This window comes from Polymorphospora rubra (assembly GCF_018324255.1).
Classification (GTDB): Bacteria; Actinomycetota; Actinomycetes; order Mycobacteriales; family Micromonosporaceae; genus Polymorphospora; species Polymorphospora rubra.
The window spans coordinates 5,299,975-5,324,851 of record NZ_AP023359.1; the positions used below are offsets into that span (position 1 = coordinate 5,299,975).

Genomic DNA, 24,877 nt, shown 5'->3' on the forward strand with positions numbered 1-24,877 from the left:
GGTGCCGCGTAGCCGGTGCCCGGTGCGGTCGTGGGACCAGTAGACTTGTCAGGTCCTTCCGCACGGTGAACCGCCCCGTCAAGCACAGAATCGTCAACACAGAATCAAGGCAGGCAATGGCTTCCACGAACGATCTCAAGAACGGCCTGGTCCTCAACCTCGATGGCGAGTTGTGGTCCGTCGTTGAGTTCCAGCACGTCAAGCCCGGCAAGGGTGGAGCGTTCGTGCGCACCACGCTGAAGAACGTGCTCTCCGGCAAGGTCGTCGACAAGACCTTCAACGCGGGCACCAAGGTCGAGACCGCCACCGTCGACAAGCGCACCATGCAGTACCTCTACGCCGACGGCGACGACTACGTCTTCATGGACCTGGAGACCTACGACCAGATCCCGGTGCCCGGCGGTACGGTCGGCGAGGCGGCCAACTACCTGCTGCCCGAGGCGGAGGTCGTGGTCGCGACCCACGAGGGGGTGCCGCTCTACATCGAGCTGCCGACCAGCGTGGTCCTCGAGGTGACGTACACCGAGCCGGGCCTGCAGGGCGACCGGTCGACCGGCGGCAACAAGCCGGCGACGGTCGAGACGGGCGCGACCGTGCAGGTGCCGCTGTTCATCACCACCGGCGAGAAGATCAAGGTCGACACCCGCGACGGTCGCTACCTCGGCCGGGCCTGATGGCCGAGGGCCCCAAGACCCAGATGCCCGCGCGCCGCAAGGCGCGCAAGCGGGCGCTGGACGTGCTCTACGAGGCCGATCTGCGTGACCTGCCACCGGCGCAGGTGCTGACGACCTACCTGGCGCGGCTGGACCGGCCGCTGCCGGAGCACATCGGCTACACGACCAGTCTGGTCGAGGGGGTGGCCGCCAACCTCGACCGGATCGACGAGCTGATCTCCAGCTACGCCGAGGGCTGGACCATCGACCGGATGCCGACCGTCGACCGCAACCTGGCCCGGATCGCGGTCCAGGAACTGCTCTACGTCGACGAGATCGACGATGCGGTGGCGATCACCGAGGCGGTCGAGTTGGCCAAGCAGATGTCGACCGACGACTCGCCGCGGTTCCTCAACGGCGTCCTCGGCCGGATCGCCGAATACGCGACCCGCTGACCCGCTGATCCGCCGCGGCGCGCGGGGTGAGGCAGAAACCACACGGCGACGGATCCCGACCGGGATCCGTCGCCGTTTCGTCGCCTCTGACACGTCGAGGGGTCCCCGGCGGCGGCCGGGAACCCCTCGACGGGCTGACTCAGGAGGCGAAGAACGCCCGCGGGTCGGCGACGAGCACACCGTGCTCGTTGAGGCGCTCGATCAGACCCGACGGCGACGAGTCGTAGACGATCGCGAGCGAGCGCAGGTCGTCGGCGCGGATCGAAAGCACCCGGCCGTTGTAGTCGCCGCGCTGCTGCTGGATCGCACGGGCGTACCGGGCGACGTAGGCGAGTTCCTCGGAGGCCTCGTCGTAGAGCCGCTCGAGGTCGAGAACGATCTTGTTGGTGGGCTCGTGCCGTACCCCGCTGCCGTCCGGCAGCAGTTCCGACACGGGTACCCGGTAGAAGTCGGCGAGTTCGGCGAGACGCGAGACGGTGACGGCCCGGTCGCCGCGCTCGTACGAACCGACGACGACGGCCTTCCAGCGCCCGTTCGACTTCTCCTCCACCCCCTGCAGGGACAGACCCTGCTGCTGACGGATGGAGCGCAGGCGGGCTCCCAACGACTTGGCGTATTCAGAGGGCATACGGACACTCCCAGTGCTGGCCCGGGGTTTTCCCCAGCGATCGCTACGGAGCGTGACGGTACGGGGATTGCGACTAGTGGTCAAGTGGCGATTACCGAAAGCCTCGCCCCGGAAGTCCGCCGCAACGTCCCGGAAACCGGCGTCGGGGCCGTCCGGTTGTGCCCCCGCCCAGGTAGGCGCCCTGGTCACTGGTAACGTTGCGTCAGCCCTGCGCTGGTCGTGGTCCGTCCCGGTCGGTGTGGGTTCCGACATCCTTTAACGACCCGTCCCGTGAGGCGGGGAAGGAGGTCCGACGTGGCCTACCCGCAGGCTGCCCAACCCTCGGTGGCGTCGCCACCGTCCGTGAAGGTCATCCTGACCAGCGCCGATCTGCATCGCGTGGTCGACCGGATCGCCCACCAGATCCTCGAGAAGACCCAGGGTGCCGCCGGCACCGTACTGCTCGGCATTCCGACCCGGGGCGTACCGCTGGCCCGCCGGCTGGCCGCCCGCATCCGCACCTTCGAGGGCGTCGATGTACCCGTGGGTGTGTTGGACATCACTCTCTATCGCGACGATCTCCGGCTGAAGGCGACCCGCGCCATCGGCCCGACCGAGGTGCCGCCGGGCGGCATCGACGGCCGCCGCGTCATTCTCGTCGACGACGTCCTGTTCTCCGGCCGCACCGTCCGGGCCGCGCTCGACGCGCTGGCCGACATCGGCCGACCGCGCAGCGTGCAGTTGGCCGTGCTGGTCGACCGCGGGCACCGCGAGCTGCCGATCCGCGCCGACTACGTCGGCAAGAACATCCCGACCGCGCTCAGCGAGAGCGTCAAGGTCACCCTCGCCGAGTGCGACGGGGAGGACGAGGTAAGGCTCTACGGGGGGTCTGGCCAGTGAGCGCGAGGAGTGCAGCGGAGCGGAGCCCCGCAGTCGCGAACGAAAGGCTGGCTCGGCCATGATCAAACATCTTCTCTCCGGCGCGGACCCGGACGCGACCACGGCGACCCTGATCCTGGACACCGCCGCCGAGATGGCCGCCCTGGCCGGCCGCGAGGTCAAGAAGCTGCCGACGCTGCGCGGCCGCACCGTCGTCAACCTGTTCTACGAGGACTCGACCCGGACCCGGATCTCGTTCGAGGCGGCGGCCAAGCGCCTCTCCGCCGATGTGATCAACTTCTCGGCCAAGGGGTCGAGCGTGTCGAAGGGCGAGAGCCTGAAGGACACCGCGCTCACCCTCCAGGCGATGGGCGCCGACGCGGTCGTGATCCGGCACCCGGCCTCCGGCGCGCCGCACCGGCTGGCGAACTGGATCGACGGTTCGGTGGTCAACGCCGGTGACGGCACCCACGAGCACCCGACCCAGGCGCTGCTCGACGCGTACACGATGCGGGCCCGGCTGGGCCGGCTCGCCGGCCTGCACGTGGCCGTCGTCGGCGACGTGCTGCACAGCCGGGTGGCCCGCTCCAACGTGCTGCTGCTGTCGACGCTGGGGGCCAAGGTCACCCTGGTCGGCCCGCCGACCCTGATCCCGGTGCACATCGGCACCGCGCTCGCCCCGGGCGTGGAGGTCTCGTACGACCTCGACGCCGTGCTGCCCACCGCCGACGTGGTGATGATGCTGCGGGTGCAGCGCGAGCGGATGGCCGACTCCTACTTCCCGTCGGCCCGCGAGTACGCCCGCCGCTACGGCCTGGACGGGCCGCGGATGCGCCGGCTGCCCGGGCACGCGATCGTCATGCACCCCGGCCCGATGAACCGGGGCATGGAGATCGCGCCGGAGGTGGCCGACTCGCCACGTTCCACGATCGTCGAACAGGTCGCCAACGGTGTGTCCGTACGGATGGCGGTCCTCTACCTACTGCTTGGGGGCAAGTGATGTCGTCGTACCTGATCCGGGGGGTCCGGGTGCTCGGCGCCGAGCCGACCGACCTGCTGGTGCGCGACGGCCTGGTGGTCGAGGCCGGCCGAGGGGTGGCCGCCGCCGGCGCCGAGGTGGTCGAGGCGGACGGCCTGGTGGCCCTGCCGGGCCTGGTCGACCTGCACACCCATCTGCGTGAGCCGGGCCGCGAGGACGCCGAGACGGTCGAGACCGGATCGCGGGCGGCGGCGCTCGGCGGCTACACGGCGGTCTGCGCGATGGCGAACACCTCGCCGGTCGCCGACACCGCCGGCGTGGTCGAGCAGGTGTGGCGGCTGGGCCGGGAGGCCGGGCTGGTCGACGTGCAGCCGATCGGCGCGGTCACCGTCGGGCTCGCCGGGGAGCGGCTGGCCGAACTCGGCGCGATGGCGTCCAGCGCCGCGAACGTGCGGATCTTCTCCGACGACGGGCACTGTGTCGCCGACCCGCGGCTGATGCGCCGGGCGCTGGAGTACGTCAAGGCGTTCGACGGCATCATCGCCCAGCACGCGGAGGAGCCGCGGCTGACCCAGGGCGCGCAGATGCACGAGGGCGAGGTCTCGACCCGGCTGGGCCTGACCGGCTGGCCGGCGGTCGCCGAGGAGGCGATCATCGCCCGGGACGTGCTGCTGGCCGAGCACGTCGGCAGCCGCCTGCACGTCTGTCACGTCTCGACCGCCGGCAGCGTCGAGGTGCTGCGGCACGCCAAGGAGCGCGGGGTCCGGGTGACCGCCGAGGTCACCCCGCACCACCTGCTGCTGACCGACGAGCGGGCGGCGACGTACGACCCGGTCTTCAAGGTCAACCCCCCGCTGCGTACGGCGGACGACGTGGCGGCGCTGCGTGCCGCGCTCGCCGACGGGATCATCGACATCGTGGCGACCGACCACGCCCCGCACGCGGTGGAGGACAAGGAGTGCGAGTGGGGCTACGCCCGGCCCGGCATGGTCGGGCTGGAGACCGCGCTGTCGGTGGTGCTCGACGTACTCGGTGAGCGCTGGGACCTGATCGCCGACCGGATGTCGCGCGTGCCGGCCCGGATCGCCGGCCTGACCGAGCACGGGCACGACCCGGTGCCCGGCGCCCCGGCGACGTTCACCCTGGTCGACCCGGCCGCGCGGCGTACGGTCGACCCGACGGTGTCGGCCAGCCGCAGCCGTAACAACCCGTACGCCGGTCTGGTGCTGCCCGGGCGGATCGTCGCGACGTTCCTGCGGGGCGTACCGACGGTGCTCGACGGCAAGGCGGTCCGGTGACCGCGCCACGACCGGGCGGTGCGACGAACGAGAAGAGGCAGACCCGCATGACCAGGCACAAGCCGGCGATCCTCGTCCTGGAGGACGGCCGGACCTTCCGCGGCGAGGCGTACGGCGCGGTGGGGGAGACGTTCGGCGAGGCGGTCTTCACCACCGGCATGACCGGCTACCAGGAGACGCTGACCGACCCGTCCTACCACCGGCAGGTGGTGGTGCAGACCGCCCCGCACATCGGCAACACCGGCGTCAACGACGAGGACGACGAGTCGGACCGGATCTGGGTGGCCGGCTACGTGGTGCGCGACCCGGCCCGGGTCGGCTCCAACTGGCGTTCCCGGGGCGAACTCGGCGACCGGCTGGCCGCCGAGGGGATCGTCGGGATCAGCGGGGTGGACACCCGGGCGCTGACCCGGCACCTGCGCGAGCGCGGCGCGATGCGGGTCGGCGTGTCCAGTGTGGACGACGATCCGGCGGCGGTGCTGGAGCGGGTCCGGCAGGCCCCGTCGATGGTCGGTGCCGACCTGTCCGAGCAGGTCACCACGCCGCGGGCGTACACGGTGGCCGCGCAGGGCGAGCACCGGTTCACCGTCGCCGCCCTCGACCTCGGCATCAAGCGCAACGTGCCACGCCGGCTCGCCGAGCGCGGCGTCACCACCCACGTCCTGCCGGCCACCTCGACGATCGACGAGCTGCTGGCCACCGGCGCCGACGCGGTGTTCTTCTCGCCCGGCCCCGGTGACCCGGCGACCGCCGACCACGCGGTCGGCCTGGCCCGCGAGGTGCTGGGCCGGAAGATGCCGCTGTTCGGCATCTGCTTCGGCAGCCAGATCCTCGGCCGGGCGCTCGGCTTCGGCACCTACAAGCTCGGGTACGGCCACCGCGGCATCAACCAGCCGGTGCTGGACCGGGTCACCGGCAAGGTGGAGGTGACCAGCCACAACCACGGCTTCGCCGTCGAGTGGCCTCGCCACTCGCAGCGGCTCGGCCGCCCCTCCGATCCCGCCGATCTCGGCGGTGTCGTCGAGACCGAGTTCGGCGGGGTCGAGGTCAGTCACGTGTGCCTCAACGACAACGTGGTCGAAGGGCTGCGGGCCAGGGACGTGCCCGCGTTCACCGTCCAGTACCACCCGGAGGCGGCGGCCGGCCCGCACGACGCGGACCACCTGTTCGACCGCTTCGCGGAACTCATCGGAGACGGGAAGGCCGCCTGATGCCGAAACGGACCGACCTGCGCCACGTCATGGTGATCGGCTCCGGCCCGATCGTCATCGGGCAGGCCTGCGAATTCGACTACTCCGGCACCCAGGCGTGCCGGGTGCTGCGCGCCGAGGGGCTGCGGGTTAGCCTGGTCAACTCCAACCCGGCGACGATCATGACCGACCCGGAGTTCGCCGACGCGACGTACGTCGAGCCGATCACGCCGGAGTTCGTCGAGCTGGTCATCGCCAAGGAGCGCCCGGACGCGCTGCTGCCGACCCTGGGCGGTCAGACCGCGCTGAACACCGCGGTCGCGCTGCACGAGGCCGGCGTCCTGGAGAAGTACGGCGTCGAGCTGATCGGTGCCGACATCGAGGCGATCCGGCGTGGCGAGGACCGGCAGCTGTTCAAGGAGATCGTCGCCAAGGCCGGCGGCGAGACCCCGCGCAGCCGGGTCTGCCACTCGATGGACGAGGTACGCGCCACCGTCGCCGACCTCGGCCTGCCGGTGGTGATCCGGCCCAGCTTCACCATGGGCGGCCTCGGCTCCGGCATGGCGCACACCGACGAGGACCTGGAACGGATCGCCGGCGCCGGCCTGGCCGCCAGCCCGGTGCACGAGGTCCTCATCGAGGAGAGCGTGCTCGGCTGGAAGGAGTACGAGCTGGAGCTGATGCGCGACCGGCACGACAACGTCGTGGTCGTCTGCTCCATCGAGAACGTCGACCCGATGGGCGTGCACACCGGCGACAGCGTCACCGTCGCCCCGGCGATGACCCTGACCGACCGGGAATACCAGCGGCTGCGCGACCTCGGCATCGCGGTGCTGCGCGAGGTCGGTGTCGACACCGGGGGCTGCAACATCCAGTTCGCGATCAACCCGGTGGACGGCCGGCTGGTCGTCATCGAGATGAACCCGCGGGTGTCGCGCTCGTCGGCGCTGGCGTCGAAGGCGACCGGCTTCCCGATCGCCAAGATCGCGGCGAAGCTGGCGATCGGCTACACCCTCGACGAGATCCCGAACGACATCACGTTGAAGACCCCGGCGGCGTTCGAGCCGGCCCTCGACTACGTCGTCGTGAAGATCCCGCGGTTCGCGTTCGAGAAGTTCCCCGGCGCCGACCCCGAGCTGACCACCACGATGAAGTCGGTCGGCGAGGCGATGAGCCTGGGCCGCAACTTCGGCGAGGCGCTCAACAAGGCGATGCGGTCGATGGAGACCAAGGCGGCCGGCTTCTGGACCCGGCCCGACCCGGACGACGCCACCCTCGAATCCACCCTCGCCGCGCTGGGCACCCCGCACGACGGCCGGCTCTACACCGTCGAGCGCGCGCTGCGGCTCGGCGGCACGATCGAGCAGGTCGCGCAGGCGTCCGGCGGGATCGACCCGTGGTTCCTCGACCAGATCGCCGCCCTCATCGAGCTGCGGGCCGAGATCGTCGGGGCCGCCGAACTCGACGAACTCCTGCTGCGCCGGGCCAAGCGGGCCGGCCTGTCCGACCGCCAGCTCGCCGCGCTGCGTCCCGAGGTCGGCGGCGAGGACGCCGTCCGTGCGCTGCGGCACCGGGTCGGGGTACGCCCGGTCTACAAGACCGTCGACACCTGCGCCGCCGAGTTCGAGGCGACCACGCCGTACCACTACTCGACGTACGAGGGGTGGGGCGACGACGCGGAGACCGAGGTCGCCCCGTCCGCCCGGCCCAAGGTGCTGATCCTCGGCTCCGGACCGAACCGGATCGGCCAGGGCATCGAGTTCGACTACTCCTGCGTGCACGCGGTCATGGCGCTGCGGTCGGCGCCGGCCGGTGGGTCCGACGGTGCCGGCGGGTTCGAGACCGTCATGGTCAACTGCAACCCGGAGACGGTGTCGACCGACTACGACACGGCCGACCGGCTCTACTTCGAGCCGCTGACCTTCGAGGACGTGCTCGAGGCGTGGCACGCCGAGGACGCCTCCGGCAGGGCGGCCGGCGGCCCCGGCGTCGTCGGGGTGATCGTCCAGCTCGGCGGCCAGACCCCGCTCGGCCTCGCCCAGCGGCTCAAGGACGCCGGGGTGCCGATCGTCGGCACCAGCCCGGAGTCGATCCACCTGGCCGAGGACCGGGGCGCGTTCGGCGCCGTACTGGCCCGGGCCGGGCTGCGCGCCCCCGCGCACGGCACCGCCACCTCGTACGACGAGGCCAAGGCGATCGCCGACGAGATCGGCTACCCGGTCCTGGTCCGCCCGTCGTACGTGCTCGGCGGGCGCGGCATGGAGATCGTGTACGACGACGCGACGCTGCGGGACTACATCGGCCGGGCCACCGACATCTCGCCCGACCACCCGGTGCTCGTCGACCGGTTCCTCGACGACGCCATCGAGATCGACGTCGACGCGCTCTGCGACGCCACCGGCGAGGTGTTCCTCGGCGGGGTGATGGAGCACATCGAGGAGGCCGGCATCCACTCCGGCGACTCGGCGTGCGCCCTGCCGCCGATCACGCTCGCCGGCCCGCACCTGGCCGCCGTACGCCGCTACACCGAGGCGATCGCCCGCGGGGTCGGCGTACGCGGTCTGCTCAACGTCCAGTACGCGCTCAAGGACGACACGCTCTACGTACTGGAGGCGAACCCGCGCGCGTCGCGGACCGTGCCGTTCGTGTCGAAGGCGACCGCGGTCCCGCTGGCCAAGGCGGCGGCCCGGATCATGCTCGGTGCGACCATCGCCGAGCTGCGCGCCGAGCGGCTGCTGCCGCCGGACGGCGACGGTGGCAGCCCACCGGCCGGTGCCCCGATCGCGGTCAAGGAGGCGGTGCTGCCGTTCAAGCGGTTCCGTACCCCGGCCGGCCGGGGTGTCGACTCGCTGCTCGGGCCGGAGATGAAGTCGACCGGTGAGGTGATGGGCGTCGACGTGTCGTTCGGGCACGCGTTCGCCAAGTCCCAGGCGGCCGCGTACGGCTCGCTGCCGACCAGCGGAACGATCTTCGTCTCGGTCGCCAACCGCGACAAGCGGGGCATGATCTTCCCGGTGAAGCGGCTGGCCGACCTCGGCTTCCGCATCGTGGCGACCAGCGGCACCGGCGAGGTGCTGCGCCGCTACGGCATCGACTGCGAGGTGATCCGCAAGCACTGGGAGGACGACGGCGCCGGCCCGGACGCGGTGTCGCTGATCGCCGCCGGCGAGGTCGATCTGGTCATCAACACTCCGCAGGGGTCGGGGGCCAGCGCCCGCACCGACGGGTACGGCATCCGCAGCGCCGCCGTCGCCTCCGACATCCCGTGCGTCACCACGGTGCCCGGCGCCGCCGCGGCGGTGATGGGCATCGAGGCGCTGATCCGCGGCGACATGGCGGTCCGTCCGCTGCAGCAGCTGCACGCCAACCTCCGGGCCGGCGAGTGATCTTCGAGCGGCTGGTCCGGCCGGCGCTGTTCCGGCTCGGTGGCGGTGACGCGGAGACCGCCCACGAGTGGACCCTGCACCGGCTCGCCGGCCTGTCCCGCAACCGGGTGGCGCTGGCCGCGCTGCGCGCCCGGTACGCGGTGGCGGCGCCGCGCACCGTCTTCGGCGTCCGGTTCCCCAACCCGGTCGGGTTGGCCGCCGGCATGGACAAGGACGGCGCGGCGCTGCCGGCCTGGCCGGCGCTCGGCTTCGGCTTCGTCGAGGTCGGCACCGTCACCGCGCACGCCCAGCCGGGCAACCCCCGGCCGCGGCTGTTCCGGCTGCCGGGCAGCGGCGCGGTGATCAACCGGATGGGCTTCAACAACGCCGGCGCGGCGGCGCTGGCGGCCCGGCTCGACGCGCTGCCCCGGCCGCTGGGCGTACCGCTGGGGATCTCGCTCGGCAAGTCCAAGGTCACCGAACTGGACGCGGCGGTCGACGACTACCTGACCTCGTACAAGGCGCTGCGCGGGCACGGCGACTACTTCGCGGTCAACGTCTCCTCGCCCAACACCCCCGGGCTGCGCGCCTTGCAGGACCGGGAACACCTCGACGCGCTGCTCGGGGCGCTGGTCGGCGACCGGCCGGTGCTGGTGAAGATCGCGCCGGACCTGACCGAGCCGGCGGTCGCCGAGGTGATCCAGGTCTGCCTCGACCGGGGCGCCGCCGGGATCATCGCCACGAACACGACGCTGCGCCGCGACGGACTGGCGGCCGCCGACGCCGACCGCGCTGCCGAGACGGGCGGGCTGTCCGGACGGCCGCTGACCGGCCGGGCCCGGGACGTGGTCGCCTTCGTGCACCGGGAGACCGGCGGACGACTGCCGGTGATCGGCGTCGGCGGCATCGTCGACCCGGACGCGGCGACCCGGATGTTCGACGCCGGCGCGAGTCTCGTGCAGCTCTACACCGGCTTCATCTACGGCGGCCCGGGGCTGGTCCGCGCCGTGGCCCGCCGCAGTCGCGCGTCGATCAAGGAGAAGTCGTCCCTGGAAGGGGACATTTCATCCACGATTTCTCCTCGATCAGCGCAACCGGGCGCGGGTGGGAGCGGGGCGTGACGCCCGACGAGGTCGTCGCCCTCGACCGTCGGCACGTCTGGCACCCGTACGCCCCGATGCCCGCCACCGGTGACGCCCTGGTGGTCACCGGCGCCGACGGCGTACGGCTGCGGCTGGCCGACGGCCGCGAACTCGTCGACGGCATGGCGTCGTGGTGGTCGGCGATCCACGGCTACCGCCACCCGGTGCTCGACGCGGCCGTCCACGACCAGCTCGGCCGGATGAGCCACGTGATGTTCGGCGGACTCACCCACGAGCCGGCCGTACGCCTCGCGACGACCCTGGTCGAGATCACCCCGCCCGGCCTCGACCACGTCTTCCTGTGCGACTCCGGGTCGGTGAGCGTCGAAGTGGCCGTGAAGATGGCATTGCAATACCAGCTCGGTCGGGGCCGGCCCGAGCGACACCGGCTGGCGACCTGGCGCGGCGGCTACCACGGCGACACGTTCCACCCGATGAGCGTGTGCGACCCCGAGGGCGGCATGCACCACCTGTGGCGCGACGTGCTGCCCCGGCAGGTCTTCGCCGACAACCCGCCCGACGGCTTCGACACCCCGGTCGACGACGCGTACGTCACCGCGCTCACCGACGCGGTCGCCCGCCACGCCGGCGAGCTGGCCGCGGTCATCGTCGAACCGGTGGTGCAGGGCGCCGGCGGGATGCGCTTCCACAATCCGGCCTACCTGCGGGTGCTGCGCGAGGTGACCCGGGCGCACGACGTCGTGCTCATCTTCGACGAGATCGCCACCGGCTTCGGCCGCACCGGCGCGCTCTTCGCCGCCGATCACGCCGGGGTCGCCCCGGACGTGCTGTGCCTGGGCAAGGCGATGACCGGTGGCTACCTGACGCTGGCCGCCACCCTGTGCACCCCGGAGGTCGCCGCCGGGATCTCCGCGGGCGGGGTCCTCGCCCACGGCCCGACGTTCATGGGCAACCCGCTCGCCTGTGCCGTCGCAAACGCCTCCATCGGCCTGCTGCGGGCCCGGGACTGGCAATCCGACGTACGGCGCCTGGAACGGGGACTCCAGGCCGGCCTGGAGCCGCTGAACGGCTTTGCCGGGGTGACCGACGTACGGGTGCTGGGCGCGATCGGTGTCGTGCAGCTCGACCACCCGGTGGACATGGCGGCGGCGACGGCCGCGGCGGTCGACCACGGGGTGTGGTTGCGCCCGTTCCGTGACCTGATCTACACGATGCCGCCCTATCCGACATCCGACGAAGACCTCGCCCGCATCACCACCGCGATCACCGCAGCCGCCAAGGTCGCCTGAGCGACCACCCGGCTCGGACCCGCCCGTTTCCGCCCCGTTCGCTCCCGCCCGCCCGCCCGTTTCCGCCCCGCCCGCCCCGCCCGCTTCCGTCGATCAAGGGGAAGTTGAGCGACAAAGAGCGCGGAACACCCACGACTTCTCCTTGATCAACGCGGCGGCGCCGCGGCGCACGGCGGCGCACGGCGGCGCACGGGGGCGCACGGGAGCGGCGCGCGCGGCGGCGCACGGGAGCGGCGCCCGGCGGGGTGTGCGGCGTCCGGGTGCGGGCGATGCGGGCGGCGCGGGCCAGGGGAGCGGGCTAGACAGCCCGAGGAAGTGACGACGAAAGGATCTGACATGGAGAGTTTCGGGGCCCGGCTGCGGCGGGCGACAATGGAGCGTGGGCCGGTCTGCGTGGGCATCGATCCCCACGCAGCCCTGCTCCGGCAGTGGGGGCTGCCGGACGATGTCGAGGGTCTGGCGAGCTTTGGTCAGACCGTTGTCGACGCGCTCGCGGACCGGGTTGCCATCTTCAAGCCACAATCCGCATTTTTCGAACGTTTCGGATCCCAGGGACTCGCCGTACTTGAGTCAATTATCCGACAGTTGCGGAATGCCGGGGCGCTCGTTCTTCTGGACGCGAAGCGCGGGGACGTCGGTTCCACGATGGGCGCGTACGCCTCGGCCTACCTGGAGCCATCCAGTCCGATGTATGTCGATGCGGTCACCGCGAGCCCTTTCCTCGGGGTCGGCGCGCTCGGTCCGATGTTCGACACCGCGCGCCGCAACGGCGGCGGCGTGTTCGTGCTGGCGCTGACCTCGAATCCCGAGGGGCGGACCGTCCAGCACGCGAAGGTGGCCGACGGGCGCACCGTCGCGCAAACCGTGATCGATGAGATTTCCCAGCTCAACAGGGGTGCGGAGCCGCTCGGCGGCTTCGGGCTGGTGGTCGGCGCGACGATCGGCGCCACCGGCCACGATCTGTCGCAGGTCAATGGTCCGCTGCTCGCACCGGGGCTCGGCGCGCAGGGCGGGGCGGCGGAGGATCTCCGTGCGGTCTTCGGGAAAGGGCTTTCCCTTGTGCTCCCCTCGTACTCTCGCGACGTCCTGGCGCAAGGTCCCGCGGTGTCCGGTTTGCGGGACGCGGTGGCCCGGGTACAGGCCGAATGCCGTCACGCGCTGGGTGTCGGCTTTGAGTGATTGGGCGACGCCGGTGCGTGATCATGGCGCGGCGACGTTGCTCAAATCGTCATTCGCCGCTAGTTTTCCCGGCGCTGGGAACCACATGCCCCTTTGGTTCCCGGTCACACCACGTTTCACAGATGCGGTGGTGCGTCCCGCCCACCGCGATAGGGACCCGAGGAGAACTGGTGCCGCTCCCGTCACTGAGCCCCGAACAGCGTGCTGCCGCGCTGGAGAAGGCCGCGGAGATCCGCAAAGCCCGTGCTGAGCTGAAGGAGCAGCTCAAGCAGGGCAAGACCACCCTCGCCGCCGTGCTCGACCGGGCGGAAGGCGACGACGTCGTCGGAAAATTGAAGGTTTCGGCCGTCCTCCAGGCGCTGCCGGGCATCGGCAAGATCCGAGCCACCCAGATCATGGAGAAGCTCAAGATTGCCGACAGCCGCCGCCTCCGCGGTCTCGGCGAGCAGCAGCGGAAGGCGCTGCTCGGGGAGTTCGCTGCGAACTAGTTCGCGGCACCGTGTAGAAACAAGCAGTGAGCATGGATGACGACGCGCGCCCGGAAGCTCGGCTCACCGTCCTTTCCGGCCCCTCCGGGGTCGGCAAGGACAGCGTGATCGAGTCCGTCCGGGCGCGCTCGCACTGGGTGTGGTTGTCGGTGTCGGTGACCACCCGAAAGAAGCGCGAGAACGAGGTCGACGGGGTGCACTACTACTTCGTCGACCGGGTCGAGTTCGAACGGCTCAGAGCCAGCGGGCAACTGCTGGAGTGGGCGGAGTTCGCCGGCAACCTCTACGGCACGCCACGGGCGGCGGTCGAGGCGCGGCTGCGCGAGGGCGTACCCGTGTTGTTGAAGATCGACCTCCAGGGCGCCCGCCAGGTGCGGGCCGCCATGCCCGAGGCGCAGCTCGTGTTCCTGGCGCCGCCGAGCATCGAGGAACTGAAGCGCCGGCTGATCGGGCGCGGCACCGAGGACGAGGACACCATCGCGCGCAGACTGGCGCACGCCGACGAGGAACTGGCGGCGGAGGCCGAGTTCGACCGGACGATCGTCAATGACGTCGTCGAGCGTGCCGCCGATGAGCTGGTAGGATTGCTCGGTTCGTCGTTTCTGACCCCGGCTCAGCTCAGCTCCACCCGTCTCGGTTCTGCTGGGTCCAGTTCCACCGGTCTCAGTTCTGCTGGTCTCGGTTCCACCGGGTTCAGCTCTACTGGTCTCGGTTCCACCGGTTCCGGTGCCACCGGTCCCGGGTCGGCCGAGTTCGGAGCGGGGGATTTCGAATCGGGGAACCTCGATCCGGGCCACCTGAACCCAGGGCAGCTGAACTCGGTTCATCGGTAGCCCGACACAATCCAGACGCGGCCCAACCGGCCCAGAACCAACCGCCGACAGGTGGTTGAGAACTCAGAGGTTTGTTTCCGTGGGATCCATCGCGAATCCGGAAGGCATCACCAACCCCCCGATCGACGAGCTGCTCGACAAGACGACGTCGAAGTACGCCCTGGTCATCTTCGCCGCCAAGCGGGCCCGTCAGGTCAACGCCTACTACAGCCAGCTCGGTGAGGGCCTGCTGGAGTACGTCGGGCCGCTGGTGGAGACCACGCCGCAGGAGAAGCCGCTTTCGATCGCGATGCGCGAGATCAACGCGGGCCTGCTCACCGCAGAGCCGACCGACCAGCCGTAGTCCGGCGGCGCCCCGATGCCCCCACGGGTCGTTCTCGGCGTAGGTGGCGGCATCGCCGCCTACAAGGCGTGCGAGCTGCTCCGGCTGTTCACCGAGTCGGGTCACGACGTCCGGGTGGTGCCGACCGCGTCCGCTCTGCGGTTCGTCGGGGCACCCACCTGGGCCGCCCTGTCCGGCAACCCGGTCGCCGACGACGTGTGGTCCGACGTGCACGAGGTGCCGCACGTCCGGCTCGGTCAGTCCGCCGACCTGGTGGTGGTCGCCCCGGCGACCGCCGACCTGTTGGCGAAGGCCGCCCACGGGCTGGCCGACGACCTGCTGACCAACACGCTGCTGACCGCCCGCTGCCCGGTGGTGCTCGCCCCGGCGATGCACACCGAGATGTGGGAGCACCCGGCCACCGTCGACAACGTGGCCACCCTGCGCCGTCGCGGCGTACTCGTGGTCGAGCCGGCCAGCGGCCGGTTGACCGGCGCCGACACCGGCAAGGGCCGGCTGCCGGACCCGGCGGCCATCTTCGCGTACGCCCGGCGGGTCCTGCGCCACGGCGGTCCGGTCCGGCACGACCTGGCCGGACGGCACGTGGTCGTCACCGCCGGCGGCACCCGCGAACCGCTCGACCCCGTACGGTTCCTCGGCAACCGCTCGTCGGGCAAGCAGGGGTATGCCTTCGCCGTCACGGCCGCGGCCCGGGGCGCCCGGGTGACGCTGGTCGCCGCGAACGTGACGCTGCCGGATCCGGCCGGGGCCGACGTCGTCCGGGTCGGCACGACCGAGGAACTGCGGCGGGCGACGTTGGCCGCCGCCGCGGACGCCGACGTCGTGGTGATGGCGGCGGCCCCCGCGGATTTCCGACCCGCCACCTACGCCGAACAGAAGATCAAGAAGGCGGCGGACGGGGTGGCGCCCACGATCGAACTGGTCACCAACCCGGACATCGCCGCCGAACTGGGGGAGCGCAAGCCGCCCGGCCAGGTCCTGGTCGCCTTCGCGGCCGAGACCGGCGATGCGGTGGCCAACGCGCGGGCCAAGCTGGTACGCAAGAAGGCGGACCTGATCGTGGTCAACGAGGTCGGACCGGACAAGGTGTTCGGAGCCGAGACGAACGCGGCCACCGTGCTCGGTGCTGACGGATCAACGACAGAACTCGCACAACAGGCCAAAGATGATCTGGCCGACGCGGTATGGGACCTGGTCGGGGCGCGGTTAACCGGCTCGTGACCGTCGGGCCGGTCCGAGGGCCTAGGCTCGGTCTTCGGGGCGGTGGGTCCTACACTGCCGCGAGAACTTTCGATCGCGAAAGAGTTTCCAGACGTGAGGAGCACCGTGGCACGACGCCTCTTTACTTCCGAGTCAGTCACGGAAGGTCACCCCGACAAGATCGCCGACCAGATCAGCGACGGCATCCTCGACGCACTCCTGTCGCAGGACCCGCGTAGCCGGGTCGCGGTCGAGACCCTGATCACGACCGGCCAGGTGCACGTCGCGGGCGAGGTGACCACCCAGGCGTACGCCGACATCCCGACGATCGTCCGCGAGACGATCCTCGGCATCGGCTACGACTCGTCGAAGAAGGGCTTCGACGGCGCGTCGTGCGGCGTCAGCGTCTCCATCGGCTCCCAGTCGCCGGACATCGCGCAGGGCGTCGACACCGCCATCGAGCTGCGGGCCGGCGAGGGCGGCAGCGACCTGCTCGACCAGCAGGGCGCCGGCGACCAGGGCATGATGTTCGGCTTCGCCTGCTCGGAGACCCCCGAGCTGATGCCGCTGCCGATCGCGCTCGCCCACCGGCTGGCCCGCCGGCTCTCCGCGGCCCGCAAGGACGGCACCATCCCCTACCTGCGGCCCGACGGCAAGACCCAGGTCACGATCGAATACGACGGGCTGCGTCCGGTACGGCTCGACACCGTCGTCGTCTCCAGCCAGCACGCCGCCGACATCTCGCTCGAGTCGCTGCTGACCCCGGACGTGCGCGAGCACGTCATCGCGCCCGAGCTGGAGAGCCTCGGCCTGGACACCGAGGGCTACCGGCTGCTGGTCAACCCGACCGGCCGGTTCGAGATCGGCGGCCCGATGGGCGACGCCGGCCTCACCGGGCGCAAGATCATTGTCGACACCTACGGCGGCTACGCCCGGCACGGCGGCGGCGCCTTCTCCGGCAAGGACCCGTCGAAGGTCGACCGCTCCGCCGCGTACGCGACCCGCTGGGTCGCCAAGAACGTCGTCGCCGCCGGGCTCGCCGAGCGCTGCGAGGTCCAGGTCGCGTACGCGATCGGCAAGGCCCACCCGGTCAGCCTCTTCGTCGAGACGTTCGGCACCGAGACCGTCCCGGTCGACCGGATCGAGAAGGCGATCAAGGAGGTCTTCGACCTGCGGCCCGCCGCGATCATCCGGGACCTCAACCTGCTGCGTCCGATCTACCAGCAGACCGCCGCCTACGGCCACTTCGGCCGTGAGCTGCCGGACCTGACCTGGGAGAGCACCGAGCGGGCCGGCGACCTGAAGTCCGCCGTCGGCGCCTGAGCCGGCCGCGCCACGCCGCGGTTCCCGGCGGTCGGCAGCCGACCGCCGGGCCCAGGCAGGATGGCGCGGTGACCACGACACGTAGCCGGAGCGACCGGCAGCCCGCCCAGCGGCTGCCGGTCGCCCGCGTCTGTGTCGACGTGCCGCTGGCCCACCTCGACCGACCGTTCGACTACCTCGTACCCGCCGAGGTCGAGGAGACCGCGCTGCCCGGCACCAGGGTCCGGGTCCGGTTCGCCGGGCAACTAGTCGACGGCTGGCTGCTGGACCGGGTCGACTCCTCCGGACACGACGGCAAACTGGCGTTCCTCGAACGGCTGGTGTCACCCGAACGGGTACTCACCGCCGAGGTGGCCCGGCTCGCCCGGGCGGTCGCCGACCGCTACGCGGGCAACCTCGCCGACGTCCTCCGGCTCGCCGTCCCGCCCCGCCACGCCCGTACCGAACAGGCTTCCACCCCCACCCCCGCCGTGCCCTCTCGCGATCTTGCGGTTGTCGGCTCCCGAACCGGGGCGGAAGAGGGAGACGATCGCAAGATCGCGGAGCCCGTCGCGGGGAAGGGGGACGGCGGCTGGGGGGACTATCCGACCGGACCCGGGTTCCTGCGGGCGCTCGCCGACGGGCGCTCACCCCGCGCCGTCTGGTCGGCGCTGCCAGGCGCCGACTGGGCCGCCGCGTACGCGCACGCGATCGCCGCCACCGTCGCCGGCGGGCGGGGCGCCGTCGCCGTCGTCGCCGACGCCCGCGACCTCGACCGGCTCGACACCGCGCTGTCCACCCTCCTCGGCCCCGGCCGGCACGTCGCGCTGTCCGCCGCCCTCGGCCCCGCCCGGCGCTACCGCGCCTTTCTCGCCGCCAGCCGCGGGCAGGTGTCCGTCGTGGTCGGCACCCGGGCCGCCATGTTCGCCCCCGTCGACCGGCTCGGCCTGGTCGCGATCTGGGACGACGGCGACGACCTGCACGCCGAGCCCCGGGCGCCGTACCCGCACGCCCGCGAGGTGCTGCTGACCCGGGCCCAGCTCGCCGACGCGGCCGCGCTCGTCGGTGGGTACGCGCGTACCGGCGAGGCGCAGCAGCTCGCCGAGACCGGCTGGGCCCGGCAGATCGTCGCGGACCGGGCCGCGCTGCGGGCGCGTACCCCGCAGGTGCGGCCGACCGGCGACGACCCGCAACTCGCCCGCGATCCGGCCGCCGCGACCGCCCGGCTGCCCAGCCTCGCCTGGGACGCCGCCCGGGCCGCGTTGAAAGCCGACGCCCCGGTGCTGGTGCAGGTGCCCCGGCGCGGATACCTGCCGGCGGTCGCCTGCGTCGACTGCCGGACCCCGGCCCGGTGCGCGCACTGCGCCGGCCCGCTCGCGCTGCGCTCGGCGAACGTCCCGCCCGCCTGCCGCTGGTGCGGCCGGGTCACCGCCGCATACGCCTGCCCGAACTGTGGCGGCCGGCGGCTGCGGGCGGCCGTCGTCGGTGCCCGCCGCACCGCCGAGGAACTCGGCCGGGCGTTCCCGGACACCCCGGTACGCACCTCCGGGCGCGACGAGGTGCTGGCCGCCGTACCCGGCGGTGCCGCGCTCGTGGTGGCCACCCCCGGCGCCGAACCCGTCGCCGACGGCGGCTACGGCGCGGTGCTGCTGCTCGACACGTGGGCGCTGCTGACCCGCTCCGACCTGCGGGCCGGCGAGGAGGCGCTGCGCCGGTGGATGGCGGCGGCGGCCCTGGCCCGCCCGGCGGCGGCCGGCGGCCGCGTCGTGGTCGTCGCCGACGGCGGTCTCGCCCCGGTCCAGGCACTGCTGCGCTGGGACTCCGGCTGGTTCGCCGGCCGGGAGCTCGCCGACCGCCGGGAGCTCGGCTTCCCACCGGCGGTCCGGATGGCCAGCGTCACCGGCGTGCCGGAGGCGGTCGCCGACCTGCTGGCCGGGGCCCGGCTGCCGGACGCGGCGGTCGTGCTGGGGCCGGTCCCGGCCGGTGACGGCCAGGAACGGATGCTGGTCCGGGTCGCCCGCTCCGGGGCGGCCGCCCTGGCCCGTGCCCTGCACGAGGCGGCCGGGCTCCGGTCGGCCCGCAAGGCCGCCCAGCCGGTACGGATCCAGGTGGATCCGCACGACCTCTTCTGATCGGCGTGGTTGGCCGCCGTCGCGGCGGGTAGACCGCTACGTCGCAGACGAGGGAGGACGTGATGTCGGGTAAACGGCCAGGCAGTCACGGGTACGACATCAAGCGTGCCCGCCTGCGTAACAAGATCGAGAACACCGGGGTGGCCCCGGACGGCCGGGCCGACGAGCTGGCCAACCGGGTCCTGCGCGAGGACGAGCGGCGCACCGGTGTGCTGCGCGGCACGCGCGGCCTCGGCCCCAAGGGCGAACGGGGACCGGGCGAGCCCAAGTGACCGACCGCGGTCGGGACCCGGCATGCCGGCGGCCCCCGTCGACGGCATGCCGGGCATCCCGCGGTGACCCGGAGGGAAGCCATGAGTGGGGACGCAATCTCCCGGAGGGAGGCCATGAGTGGGGACGCGGCCTCCCGGAGGGAGGCCAGGAGTGGGCATCGGCAACGGGCCCGGGCACTGCTGGACCGGCACGGCCGTCTCTACGCCGAGGAGGCCGGCATCCGGCTCGCCGACGCGCCCGGCCCGCTGTACCAGCTGTTGGTGCTCGCCACACTGCTGAGCACCCGGATCCGGGCGGGCGTGGCGACGGCCGCCGCCCGCGAACTGTTCGCCGCCCGCCTGCGTACGCCGAAGGACCTGGCGGCCGCCGACCGTTCGGCCGTGATCGCCGCGCTCGGCCGGGGCCACTACCGGCGGTACGACGAACGGACGGCGACGATGCTCGCCGACGGGGCGCGGCTGTGCCTGGACCGGTGGCGCGGTGACCTGCGGCGGCTGCACGCCGAGGCGGCCGGGGACCTGTCCCGGGCCCGCAAGCTGCTGATCGAGTTCCCGGGCATCGGGCCGACCGGGGCCGACATCTACCTGCGGGAGGCGCAGGTGGTGTGGGACGACGTCCGGCCGTACGCCGACCGCCGGGTCGCCGCCGGAGCGGACCGGGTGGGGCTGCCGTCGGCGCCGGAGGCGCTGGCCGGGCTGGTGCCGGGCGGCGAGTTCGCCCGGTTGACGGCGGCGCTGGTCCGGGTGGCGCTGGATCCGGATTCGGCCCGCGAGGTGGTGGCCGCGCGTTAGCCGGTGGTCGCCGTCGGACGGGGCGCGGACCGGCTTCCGGCCGACGGTGTTCCGCTGTCCCGGCCCACAGCGAGTTCGCTGTACGTACGCCGAATTCGCTGTCTAACGTGACGGCGGGACCGTCCGGCCGTCACGTTCACTTCTTGTCGCCGGCCGCCGGCTTCGTCACCGACCAGACGATGAGCGCGGCCAGGCCGGCCAGCACGAAGATGGCCCCGGACGGCCGGCCCTCCTCGCTGCCACCGATGCCGAAGACGAGAACGGCGATTCCCGCGCCGAAGGACGCGATCGTCCGGAACCGACGGTTATCCACGACTGGAAACCTAGAGTGATCGTTCGGGTGCTCTGTGTGGTTTGGGTGTCGGGTGCCGATACCGCCGGGCGGTGCCGCCGCTTCGTCTCGCGAGGCCTGCGTTTCGGCCCGCGCCGCCCCGCCCGATCTGTCCGACCCGCCCGCCCGCCGGTCAGCTCACCCCTGCCGATCAAGGAGTAATCGTGGCTCTTTGGTCCGAAATGCCGCGCAACAAGTCCTTGATCAACGTGTCCGGCCGCACACCCCGTGCCCGGCCGCACCATCCCGGCCGCCGGCCGCACCACCCCGCGGCTGGCGGCCGGGGCGGTTTGCGGGGGGAGGGGATGGGAACGCTGGTCGATGAGCGGTGCGGAATCGCGAGTCGTGCCGCGGAAGGAGGCCCACCTCATGGCAGCCCAGCAGAACCCGCTGACCGGGCGATGGGTGGCGTTTTTGGCCACCGATGGGGTCGAGGAGGTCGAGTACACCGAGCCACGCAAGGCCGCCGAGCAGGCCGGCGCACAGGTCGAACTGGTGTCGATCCGGCCGGGCCGGATCCAGGCGATGGAGAAGGACATCGAAAAGGCCGGCACCCACGAGGTCGGCCGTACCGTTGACGAGGCCAGTGCCGACGACTACGACGCGCTGGTGCTGCCCGGCGGTGCCGTCAACCCGGACCGCCTGCGGGTGAACGCGGACGCGATGCGTTTCGTCCGGTCGTTCTTCGAGCAGCACAAGCCGGTCGCCGCGATCTGCCACGGCCCGTGGAGCCTGGTCGAGGCCGACGTGGTCGGGGCCGGACGGTGACGTCCTACCCGAGTCTGCGGACCGACATCATGAACGCCGGCGGCATCTGGGTGGACGAGGAGGTACAGGTCGACGACGGCCTGGTCACCAGTCGCCGGCCGGCCGACATCCCGGCGTTCTGCGCCGCGATGGTCGACGAGATAGCCGCGGGGCACCGGGCCGGCCAGATGGCGACGGCCTGACCCGCACCGGAGCACCGGGTACGCCGGCAGGCGGGTATCCGGTGGACGGGGCCGTGGCCCGCGTCGGGAGGACCCACCCCCTCGGCGTGTGGGCCACGGCCCCCGCCCGTGGCGGCACCGACCGGTCCCGTGCACCGGCCGTAGACTGGACCGTCAGCACCGCCGCCGTACGTGAAGGAGCCATCCCGCGTGACCGTCCAGCCCATCCGCCTGTTCGGAGACCCGGTGCTGCGCACGCCGGCCGAGCCCGTGGTCGACTTCGACGCCGAGCTGCGCAAGCTCGTCGCCGACCTGACCGACACCATGCTGGACAGCAGCGGTGCCGGCCTCGCCGCCCCGCAACTCGGTGTGCCCCTGCGCGTCTTCGCCTTCGACGTCGACGACGTCGTCGGACACCTGATCAACCCGGTGCTCGACTTTCCCGACGAGGAGGAACAGGACGGCCCGAGGGCTGTCTGTCGATCCCCGGGCTCTACTTCGACACGAAGCGGCGGATGAACGTGGTGGCCAAGGGCTTCAACTCGTACGGCGACCCGGTGCAGGTCGTCGGCACCGGTCTGATGGCGCGCTGTGTGCAGCACGAGACCGACCACCTCGACGGGGTGCTCTTCCTCGACCGGCTGGACTCGGCGGGGCGCAAGGAGGCGATGAAGGCGATCCGCGAGGCGGACTGGTACGACCGCGGCGCCCCACCCGTGGTGAAGGTCAGCCCGCACAGCACGGGCAACCCGTTCGGGCTGGGCCGGTGACCCGCTTGCGCCTCGTCTTCGCCGGTACGCCGGCCGTCGCCGTACCCGCTCTCGACGCGATCGCCGCCAGCGGCCACGAACTGGTGGCCGTGGTGACCCGCCCCGACGCCCCGGCCGGCCGGGGCCGCCGGCTGGTCCGCTCGCCCGTCGGCGCCTGGGCCGACGAGCGCGGCATCGAGGTGTTGACGCCCGCCCGACCGCGCGAGCCGGAGTTCCTCGACCGGCTGCGAGAACTCGCGCCCGACGTGGTGCCGGTTGTCGCGTACGGCGCGCTCGTGCCGCAGGTGGCACTGGACATCCCGGCGCAGGGCTGGATCAACCTGCACTTCTCGCTTCTGCCGGCCTGGCGCGGCGCGGCGCCCGTGCAGCACGCGGTGCTGCACGGCGACGAACTGACCGGCGCCAGCGTCTTCCAGTTGGAGGCCGGCCTCGACACCGGCCCGGTCTTCGGCACGCTCACCGACGAGATCCGGCCCGCTGACACCTCCGGCGACCTGCTGGAGCGGCTCGCCGTCTCCGGCGCCGGGCTGCTGGTCGCGGTGCTCGACGCGATCGCCTCCGGGGCGGCGCGGGCCGAGCCGCAGCCCGCCGACGGCGTCAGCCTGGCCCCGAAGCTGACCGCCGAGGACGCCGAGGTCCGCTGGACCGACCCGGCGTTCGCCGTCGACCGGCGCGTGCGGGCCTGCACGCCGGCGCCCGGCGCGTGGACCACGTTCCGGTCCGACCGGGTCAAGCTCGGCCCGGTGCGCCCGGTGGCGAACGGCCCCGACCTCAAGCCCGGCGAGCTGCTGGTCGAGCGCGGCCAGGTGCTGGCCGGCACGGCCACCACCCCGGTCGCGCTCGGTGAGGTCCGCGCCGCCGGAAAGAAGGCGATGCCGGCCACCGACTGGGCACGTGGCGTACGCGTCGAGGCGGGGGAGCGGTTCGCGTGACCGACATCAACCCGCACGAGGGCGGCCGACCCGCCACCCGCCCGGCCCGCGCCGGCCGCCCCGACGGCCGCGACAGCCGTGGCCAGGGCCGCGACAGCCGTGGCCAGGGCCGTGACTTCCGGGGCCGTGACTTCCAGGGCCGCGACGGCCGGTCGCCCCGCTCCGCCCGGTCCACCGTGGACCGGGCCCGGCAGGCCGCCTACGAGGCGATCGCCGCGGTGCACCGCGACGACGCGTACGCCAACCTGGTGCTGCCGGCGATCCTGCTCGACATGGGCCTGCACGGCCGGGACGCGGCGTTCGCCACCGAGCTGACGTACGGCACGCTGCGGGCGCTGGGCACCCTGGACCTGATCATCGCCGCCGCCGCCGAGCGGGACGTCGACCGGATCGACCCGCCGGCCCGGGACGCGCTGCGGCTGGGCGCCTACCAGATCCTGCACACCCGGGTGCCGGCGCACGCCGCCGTCTCGTCGACAGTGGACCTGGTGCGGGCCGTCGCGCCGGGCGCGACCGGGTTCGCCAACGCCGTACTGCGCGGCATCACCGCCAAGGACGCCGACGGCTGGGTCGAACAGCTCGCCCCGGCGTACGAGGCGGACCCGATCGGGCACCTCGCCATCGCCCACCACCATCCACGGTGGATCGTGCGGGCGTTCTCCGAGGCGCTCGGCGGCGACCTCGGCGAGACGACCCGGCTGCTCATCGAGGACAACGAACCACCGCCCGTACACCTGTGCGTACGCCCCGGACGGGCCGACGCCGTCAAGATCGCCGACCAGGTCGGCGGGGCACCCGGCGCCTTCTCCCCGTACGCGGTCTACCTGCCCGGCGGCGCGCCGGGCGAACTGAACGCGGTGCGCGACGGTCGGGCGCACGTGCAGGACGAGGGCTCGCAACTGGTCGCGCTCGCCCTGGCCGAGGCGCCGGTCGACGGCGACGACCGGCGTTGGCTCGACCTGTGCGCCGGCCCCGGCGGCAAGGCGGGCCTGCTCGGCGCGCTGGCCGCCCAGCGCGACGCCCACCTGACCGCGGTCGAGGTCGCCGAGCACCGGGCCGCGCTGGTCACCCAGGCCGTACGTGGCATGCCGGTCACCGTGCTGGCCACCGACGGGCGGACCGTCGGCCGCGACGAGCAGCTGCCCGCGGGCGGCTTCGACCGGGTCCTGGTCGACGCCCCCTGCACCGGCCTCGGCTCGTTGCGCCGCCGCCCGGAATCGCGGTGGCGTCGCCAGCCGTCCGACCTGCCGCCGCTGACCCGCCTGCAACGCGAACTGCTCGGCGCGGCCCTGAACGCGGTCCGGCCGGGCGGCGTCGTCGCCTACGTCACCTGCTCGCCGCACACCGTCGAGACGCACGTGACGGTCACCGAGGCGGCCCGCCGGTCCGGGGTGTCGGTCGACTTCGTCGACGCCCGGCCCCTGCTGCCGGCCGGCATGCCGGGGCTCGGCGACGGTCCGACGGTGCAGCTGTGGCCGCACCGGCACGGCACCGACGCGATGTTCCTGGCCGTGCTGCGCCGTACCGACTGACCGGCCGCCGGCCCGGACCGTCGC

General features: G+C 72.6%; 21 protein-coding genes and 3 pseudogenes. 22 read left to right on the top strand and 2 right to left on the bottom strand.

The genetic code is table 11. The features are described from left to right. Window positions 1–116: 116 nt before the first annotated feature. Window positions 117–674: an elongation factor P gene (gene efp / locus Prubr_RS24010; RefSeq protein ID WP_212817127.1), complete on the top strand. Its 558-nt coding sequence runs from the start codon at window positions 117–119 to the stop codon at window positions 672–674. A 23-nt stretch (window positions 675–697) separates the two neighbouring features. Continuing rightward, window positions 698–1,108, top strand: a complete 411-nt coding sequence (gene nusB / locus Prubr_RS24015; protein ID WP_212828447.1) for a transcription antitermination factor NusB — start codon at window positions 698–700, stop codon at window positions 1,106–1,108. Window positions 1,109–1,247: 139 nt separating this feature from the next. Here nusB and bldD read toward each other — a convergent pair whose 3' ends face one another. After that, window positions 1,248–1,736 (bottom strand): transcriptional regulator BldD, encoded by a 489-nt coding sequence (bldD, locus tag Prubr_RS24020; protein ID WP_212817128.1) that lies wholly within the window; start codon window positions 1,734–1,736, stop codon window positions 1,248–1,250. A 294-nt stretch (window positions 1,737–2,030) separates the two neighbouring features. On the opposite strand from bldD, the gene pyrR reads away from it, so the two are divergent. The 16 genes and pseudogenes from pyrR to Prubr_RS24100 all read left to right on the top strand — a co-directional run bounded on the left by pyrR (window position 2,031) and on the right by Prubr_RS24100 (window position 20,359). Beyond that, a complete protein-coding gene (gene pyrR / locus Prubr_RS24025; protein ID WP_212817129.1) occupies window positions 2,031–2,615 on the top strand; it encodes a bifunctional pyr operon transcriptional regulator/uracil phosphoribosyltransferase PyrR in 585 nt (194 codons plus the stop codon). A gap of 58 nt (window positions 2,616–2,673) precedes the next feature. Continuing rightward, a complete protein-coding gene (locus Prubr_RS24030; protein WP_212817130.1) occupies window positions 2,674–3,594 on the top strand; it encodes an aspartate carbamoyltransferase catalytic subunit in 921 nt (306 codons plus the stop codon). After that, entirely contained in the window at window positions 3,594–4,871 is a 1,278-nt protein-coding gene (locus tag Prubr_RS24035) for a dihydroorotase (protein WP_212817131.1), read from the top strand. The genes Prubr_RS24030 and Prubr_RS24035 overlap by 1 nt, the downstream gene beginning before the upstream one ends. A gap of 47 nt (window positions 4,872–4,918) precedes the next feature. Then, entirely contained in the window at window positions 4,919–6,082 is a 1,164-nt protein-coding gene (gene carA, locus Prubr_RS24040; protein WP_212817132.1) for a glutamine-hydrolyzing carbamoyl-phosphate synthase small subunit, read from the top strand. Beyond that, entirely contained in the window at window positions 6,082–9,447 is a 3,366-nt protein-coding gene (carB, locus tag Prubr_RS24045; protein ID WP_212817133.1) for a carbamoyl-phosphate synthase large subunit, read from the top strand. The genes carA and carB overlap by 1 nt, the downstream gene beginning before the upstream one ends. Then, entirely contained in the window at window positions 9,444–10,547 is a 1,104-nt protein-coding gene (locus tag Prubr_RS24050; RefSeq protein WP_212817134.1) for a quinone-dependent dihydroorotate dehydrogenase, read from the top strand. The genes carB and Prubr_RS24050 overlap by 4 nt, the downstream gene beginning before the upstream one ends. Next, window positions 10,544–11,818 carry an adenosylmethionine--8-amino-7-oxononanoate transaminase gene (locus Prubr_RS24055; RefSeq protein WP_212817135.1) on the top strand — a complete coding sequence of 425 codons (1,275 nt, stop codon included), beginning with the start codon at window positions 10,544–10,546 and terminating at the stop codon, window positions 11,816–11,818. The genes Prubr_RS24050 and Prubr_RS24055 overlap by 4 nt, the downstream gene beginning before the upstream one ends. A gap of 336 nt (window positions 11,819–12,154) precedes the next feature. Next, window positions 12,155–12,997 carry an orotidine-5'-phosphate decarboxylase gene (gene pyrF / locus Prubr_RS24060; RefSeq protein ID WP_212817136.1) on the top strand — a complete coding sequence of 281 codons (843 nt, stop codon included), beginning with the start codon at window positions 12,155–12,157 and terminating at the stop codon, window positions 12,995–12,997. Between the two features lie 170 nt (window positions 12,998–13,167). After that, the gene (gene mihF, locus Prubr_RS24065; RefSeq protein WP_212817137.1) at window positions 13,168–13,485 is read left to right on the top strand and encodes an integration host factor, actinobacterial type; all 318 of its coding nucleotides are present in this window, start codon (window positions 13,168–13,170) and stop codon (window positions 13,483–13,485) included. Between the two features lie 26 nt (window positions 13,486–13,511). Continuing rightward, a pseudogene (gene gmk / locus Prubr_RS24070) lies at window positions 13,512–14,102 on the top strand (guanylate kinase); the annotation flags it as partial. Window positions 14,103–14,397: 295 nt separating this feature from the next. After that, window positions 14,398–14,661: a DNA-directed RNA polymerase subunit omega gene (gene rpoZ / locus Prubr_RS24075; protein ID WP_067373935.1), complete on the top strand. Its 264-nt coding sequence runs from the start codon at window positions 14,398–14,400 to the stop codon at window positions 14,659–14,661. Window positions 14,662–14,676: 15 nt separating this feature from the next. Beyond that, window positions 14,677–15,882 (top strand): bifunctional phosphopantothenoylcysteine decarboxylase/phosphopantothenate--cysteine ligase CoaBC, encoded by a 1,206-nt coding sequence (gene coaBC, locus Prubr_RS24080; RefSeq protein WP_212817138.1) that lies wholly within the window; start codon window positions 14,677–14,679, stop codon window positions 15,880–15,882. Between the two features lie 105 nt (window positions 15,883–15,987). Continuing rightward, the gene (gene metK, locus Prubr_RS24085) at window positions 15,988–17,184 is read left to right on the top strand and encodes a methionine adenosyltransferase (RefSeq protein ID WP_212817139.1); all 1,197 of its coding nucleotides are present in this window, start codon (window positions 15,988–15,990) and stop codon (window positions 17,182–17,184) included. 113 nt (window positions 17,185–17,297) lie between these two features. After that, window positions 17,298–19,295, top strand: coding sequence for a primosomal protein N' (locus Prubr_RS24090; RefSeq protein ID WP_246569024.1), 1,998 nt, complete (start codon window positions 17,298–17,300; stop codon window positions 19,293–19,295). Between the two features lie 62 nt (window positions 19,296–19,357). Further along, the gene (locus Prubr_RS24095) at window positions 19,358–19,567 is read left to right on the top strand and encodes a phosphatidylethanolamine-binding protein (protein ID WP_212817141.1); all 210 of its coding nucleotides are present in this window, start codon (window positions 19,358–19,360) and stop codon (window positions 19,565–19,567) included. A gap of 114 nt (window positions 19,568–19,681) precedes the next feature. Beyond that, a complete protein-coding gene (locus Prubr_RS24100; protein ID WP_212817142.1) occupies window positions 19,682–20,359 on the top strand; it encodes an HhH-GDP family DNA glycosylase in 678 nt (225 codons plus the stop codon). 136 nt (window positions 20,360–20,495) lie between these two features. Here the strand turns inward: Prubr_RS24100 and Prubr_RS24105 are convergent, their stop codons facing one another. Next, the gene (locus tag Prubr_RS24105; protein WP_212817143.1) at window positions 20,496–20,672 is read right to left on the bottom strand and encodes a hypothetical protein; all 177 of its coding nucleotides are present in this window, start codon (window positions 20,670–20,672) and stop codon (window positions 20,496–20,498) included. Between the two features lie 387 nt (window positions 20,673–21,059). Between Prubr_RS24105 and Prubr_RS24110 the strand changes: the two are divergent. The 4 genes and pseudogenes from Prubr_RS24110 to Prubr_RS24125 all read left to right on the top strand — a co-directional run bounded on the left by Prubr_RS24110 (window position 21,060) and on the right by Prubr_RS24125 (window position 24,853). Continuing rightward, a pseudogene (locus Prubr_RS24110) lies at window positions 21,060–21,640 on the top strand (type 1 glutamine amidotransferase domain-containing protein). Between the two features lie 189 nt (window positions 21,641–21,829). Then, window positions 21,830–22,389: pseudogene (gene def / locus Prubr_RS24115) on the top strand (peptide deformylase). A 5-nt stretch (window positions 22,390–22,394) separates the two neighbouring features. Further along, window positions 22,395–23,321 (top strand): methionyl-tRNA formyltransferase, encoded by a 927-nt coding sequence (fmt, locus tag Prubr_RS24120; protein WP_212828449.1) that lies wholly within the window; start codon window positions 22,395–22,397, stop codon window positions 23,319–23,321. Between the two features lie 5 nt (window positions 23,322–23,326). After that, entirely contained in the window at window positions 23,327–24,853 is a 1,527-nt protein-coding gene (locus tag Prubr_RS24125; protein ID WP_212828451.1) for an RsmB/NOP family class I SAM-dependent RNA methyltransferase, read from the top strand. Window positions 24,854–24,877 lie beyond the last annotated feature (24 nt).

Excerpts from the sequence above, each read along its gene's own strand:
- carA (WP_212817132.1), top strand. The coding sequence starts at position 4,919 with ATGACCAGGCACAAGCCGGCGATCCTCGTCCTGGAGGACGGCCGGACC.
- efp (WP_212817127.1), top strand. The coding sequence starts at position 117 with ATGGCTTCCACGAACGATCTCAAGAACGGCCTGGTCCTCAACCTCGAT.
- carB (WP_212817133.1), top strand. The coding sequence starts at position 6,082 with ATGCCGAAACGGACCGACCTGCGCCACGTCATGGTGATCGGCTCCGGC.
- bldD (WP_212817128.1), bottom strand. The coding sequence starts at position 1,736 with ATGCCCTCTGAATACGCCAAGTCGTTGGGAGCCCGCCTGCGCTCCATC.
- Prubr_RS24030 (WP_212817130.1), top strand. The coding sequence starts at position 2,674 with ATGATCAAACATCTTCTCTCCGGCGCGGACCCGGACGCGACCACGGCG.
- nusB (WP_212828447.1), top strand. The coding sequence starts at position 698 with ATGCCCGCGCGCCGCAAGGCGCGCAAGCGGGCGCTGGACGTGCTCTAC.
- Prubr_RS24100 (WP_212817142.1), top strand. The coding sequence starts at position 19,682 with ATGAGTGGGGACGCGGCCTCCCGGAGGGAGGCCAGGAGTGGGCATCGG.
- Prubr_RS24035 (WP_212817131.1), top strand. The coding sequence starts at position 3,594 with ATGTCGTCGTACCTGATCCGGGGGGTCCGGGTGCTCGGCGCCGAGCCG.
- pyrF (WP_212817136.1), top strand. The coding sequence starts at position 12,155 with ATGGAGAGTTTCGGGGCCCGGCTGCGGCGGGCGACAATGGAGCGTGGG.
- coaBC (WP_212817138.1), top strand. The coding sequence starts at position 14,677 with ATGCCCCCACGGGTCGTTCTCGGCGTAGGTGGCGGCATCGCCGCCTAC.
- Prubr_RS24095 (WP_212817141.1), top strand. The coding sequence starts at position 19,358 with ATGTCGGGTAAACGGCCAGGCAGTCACGGGTACGACATCAAGCGTGCC.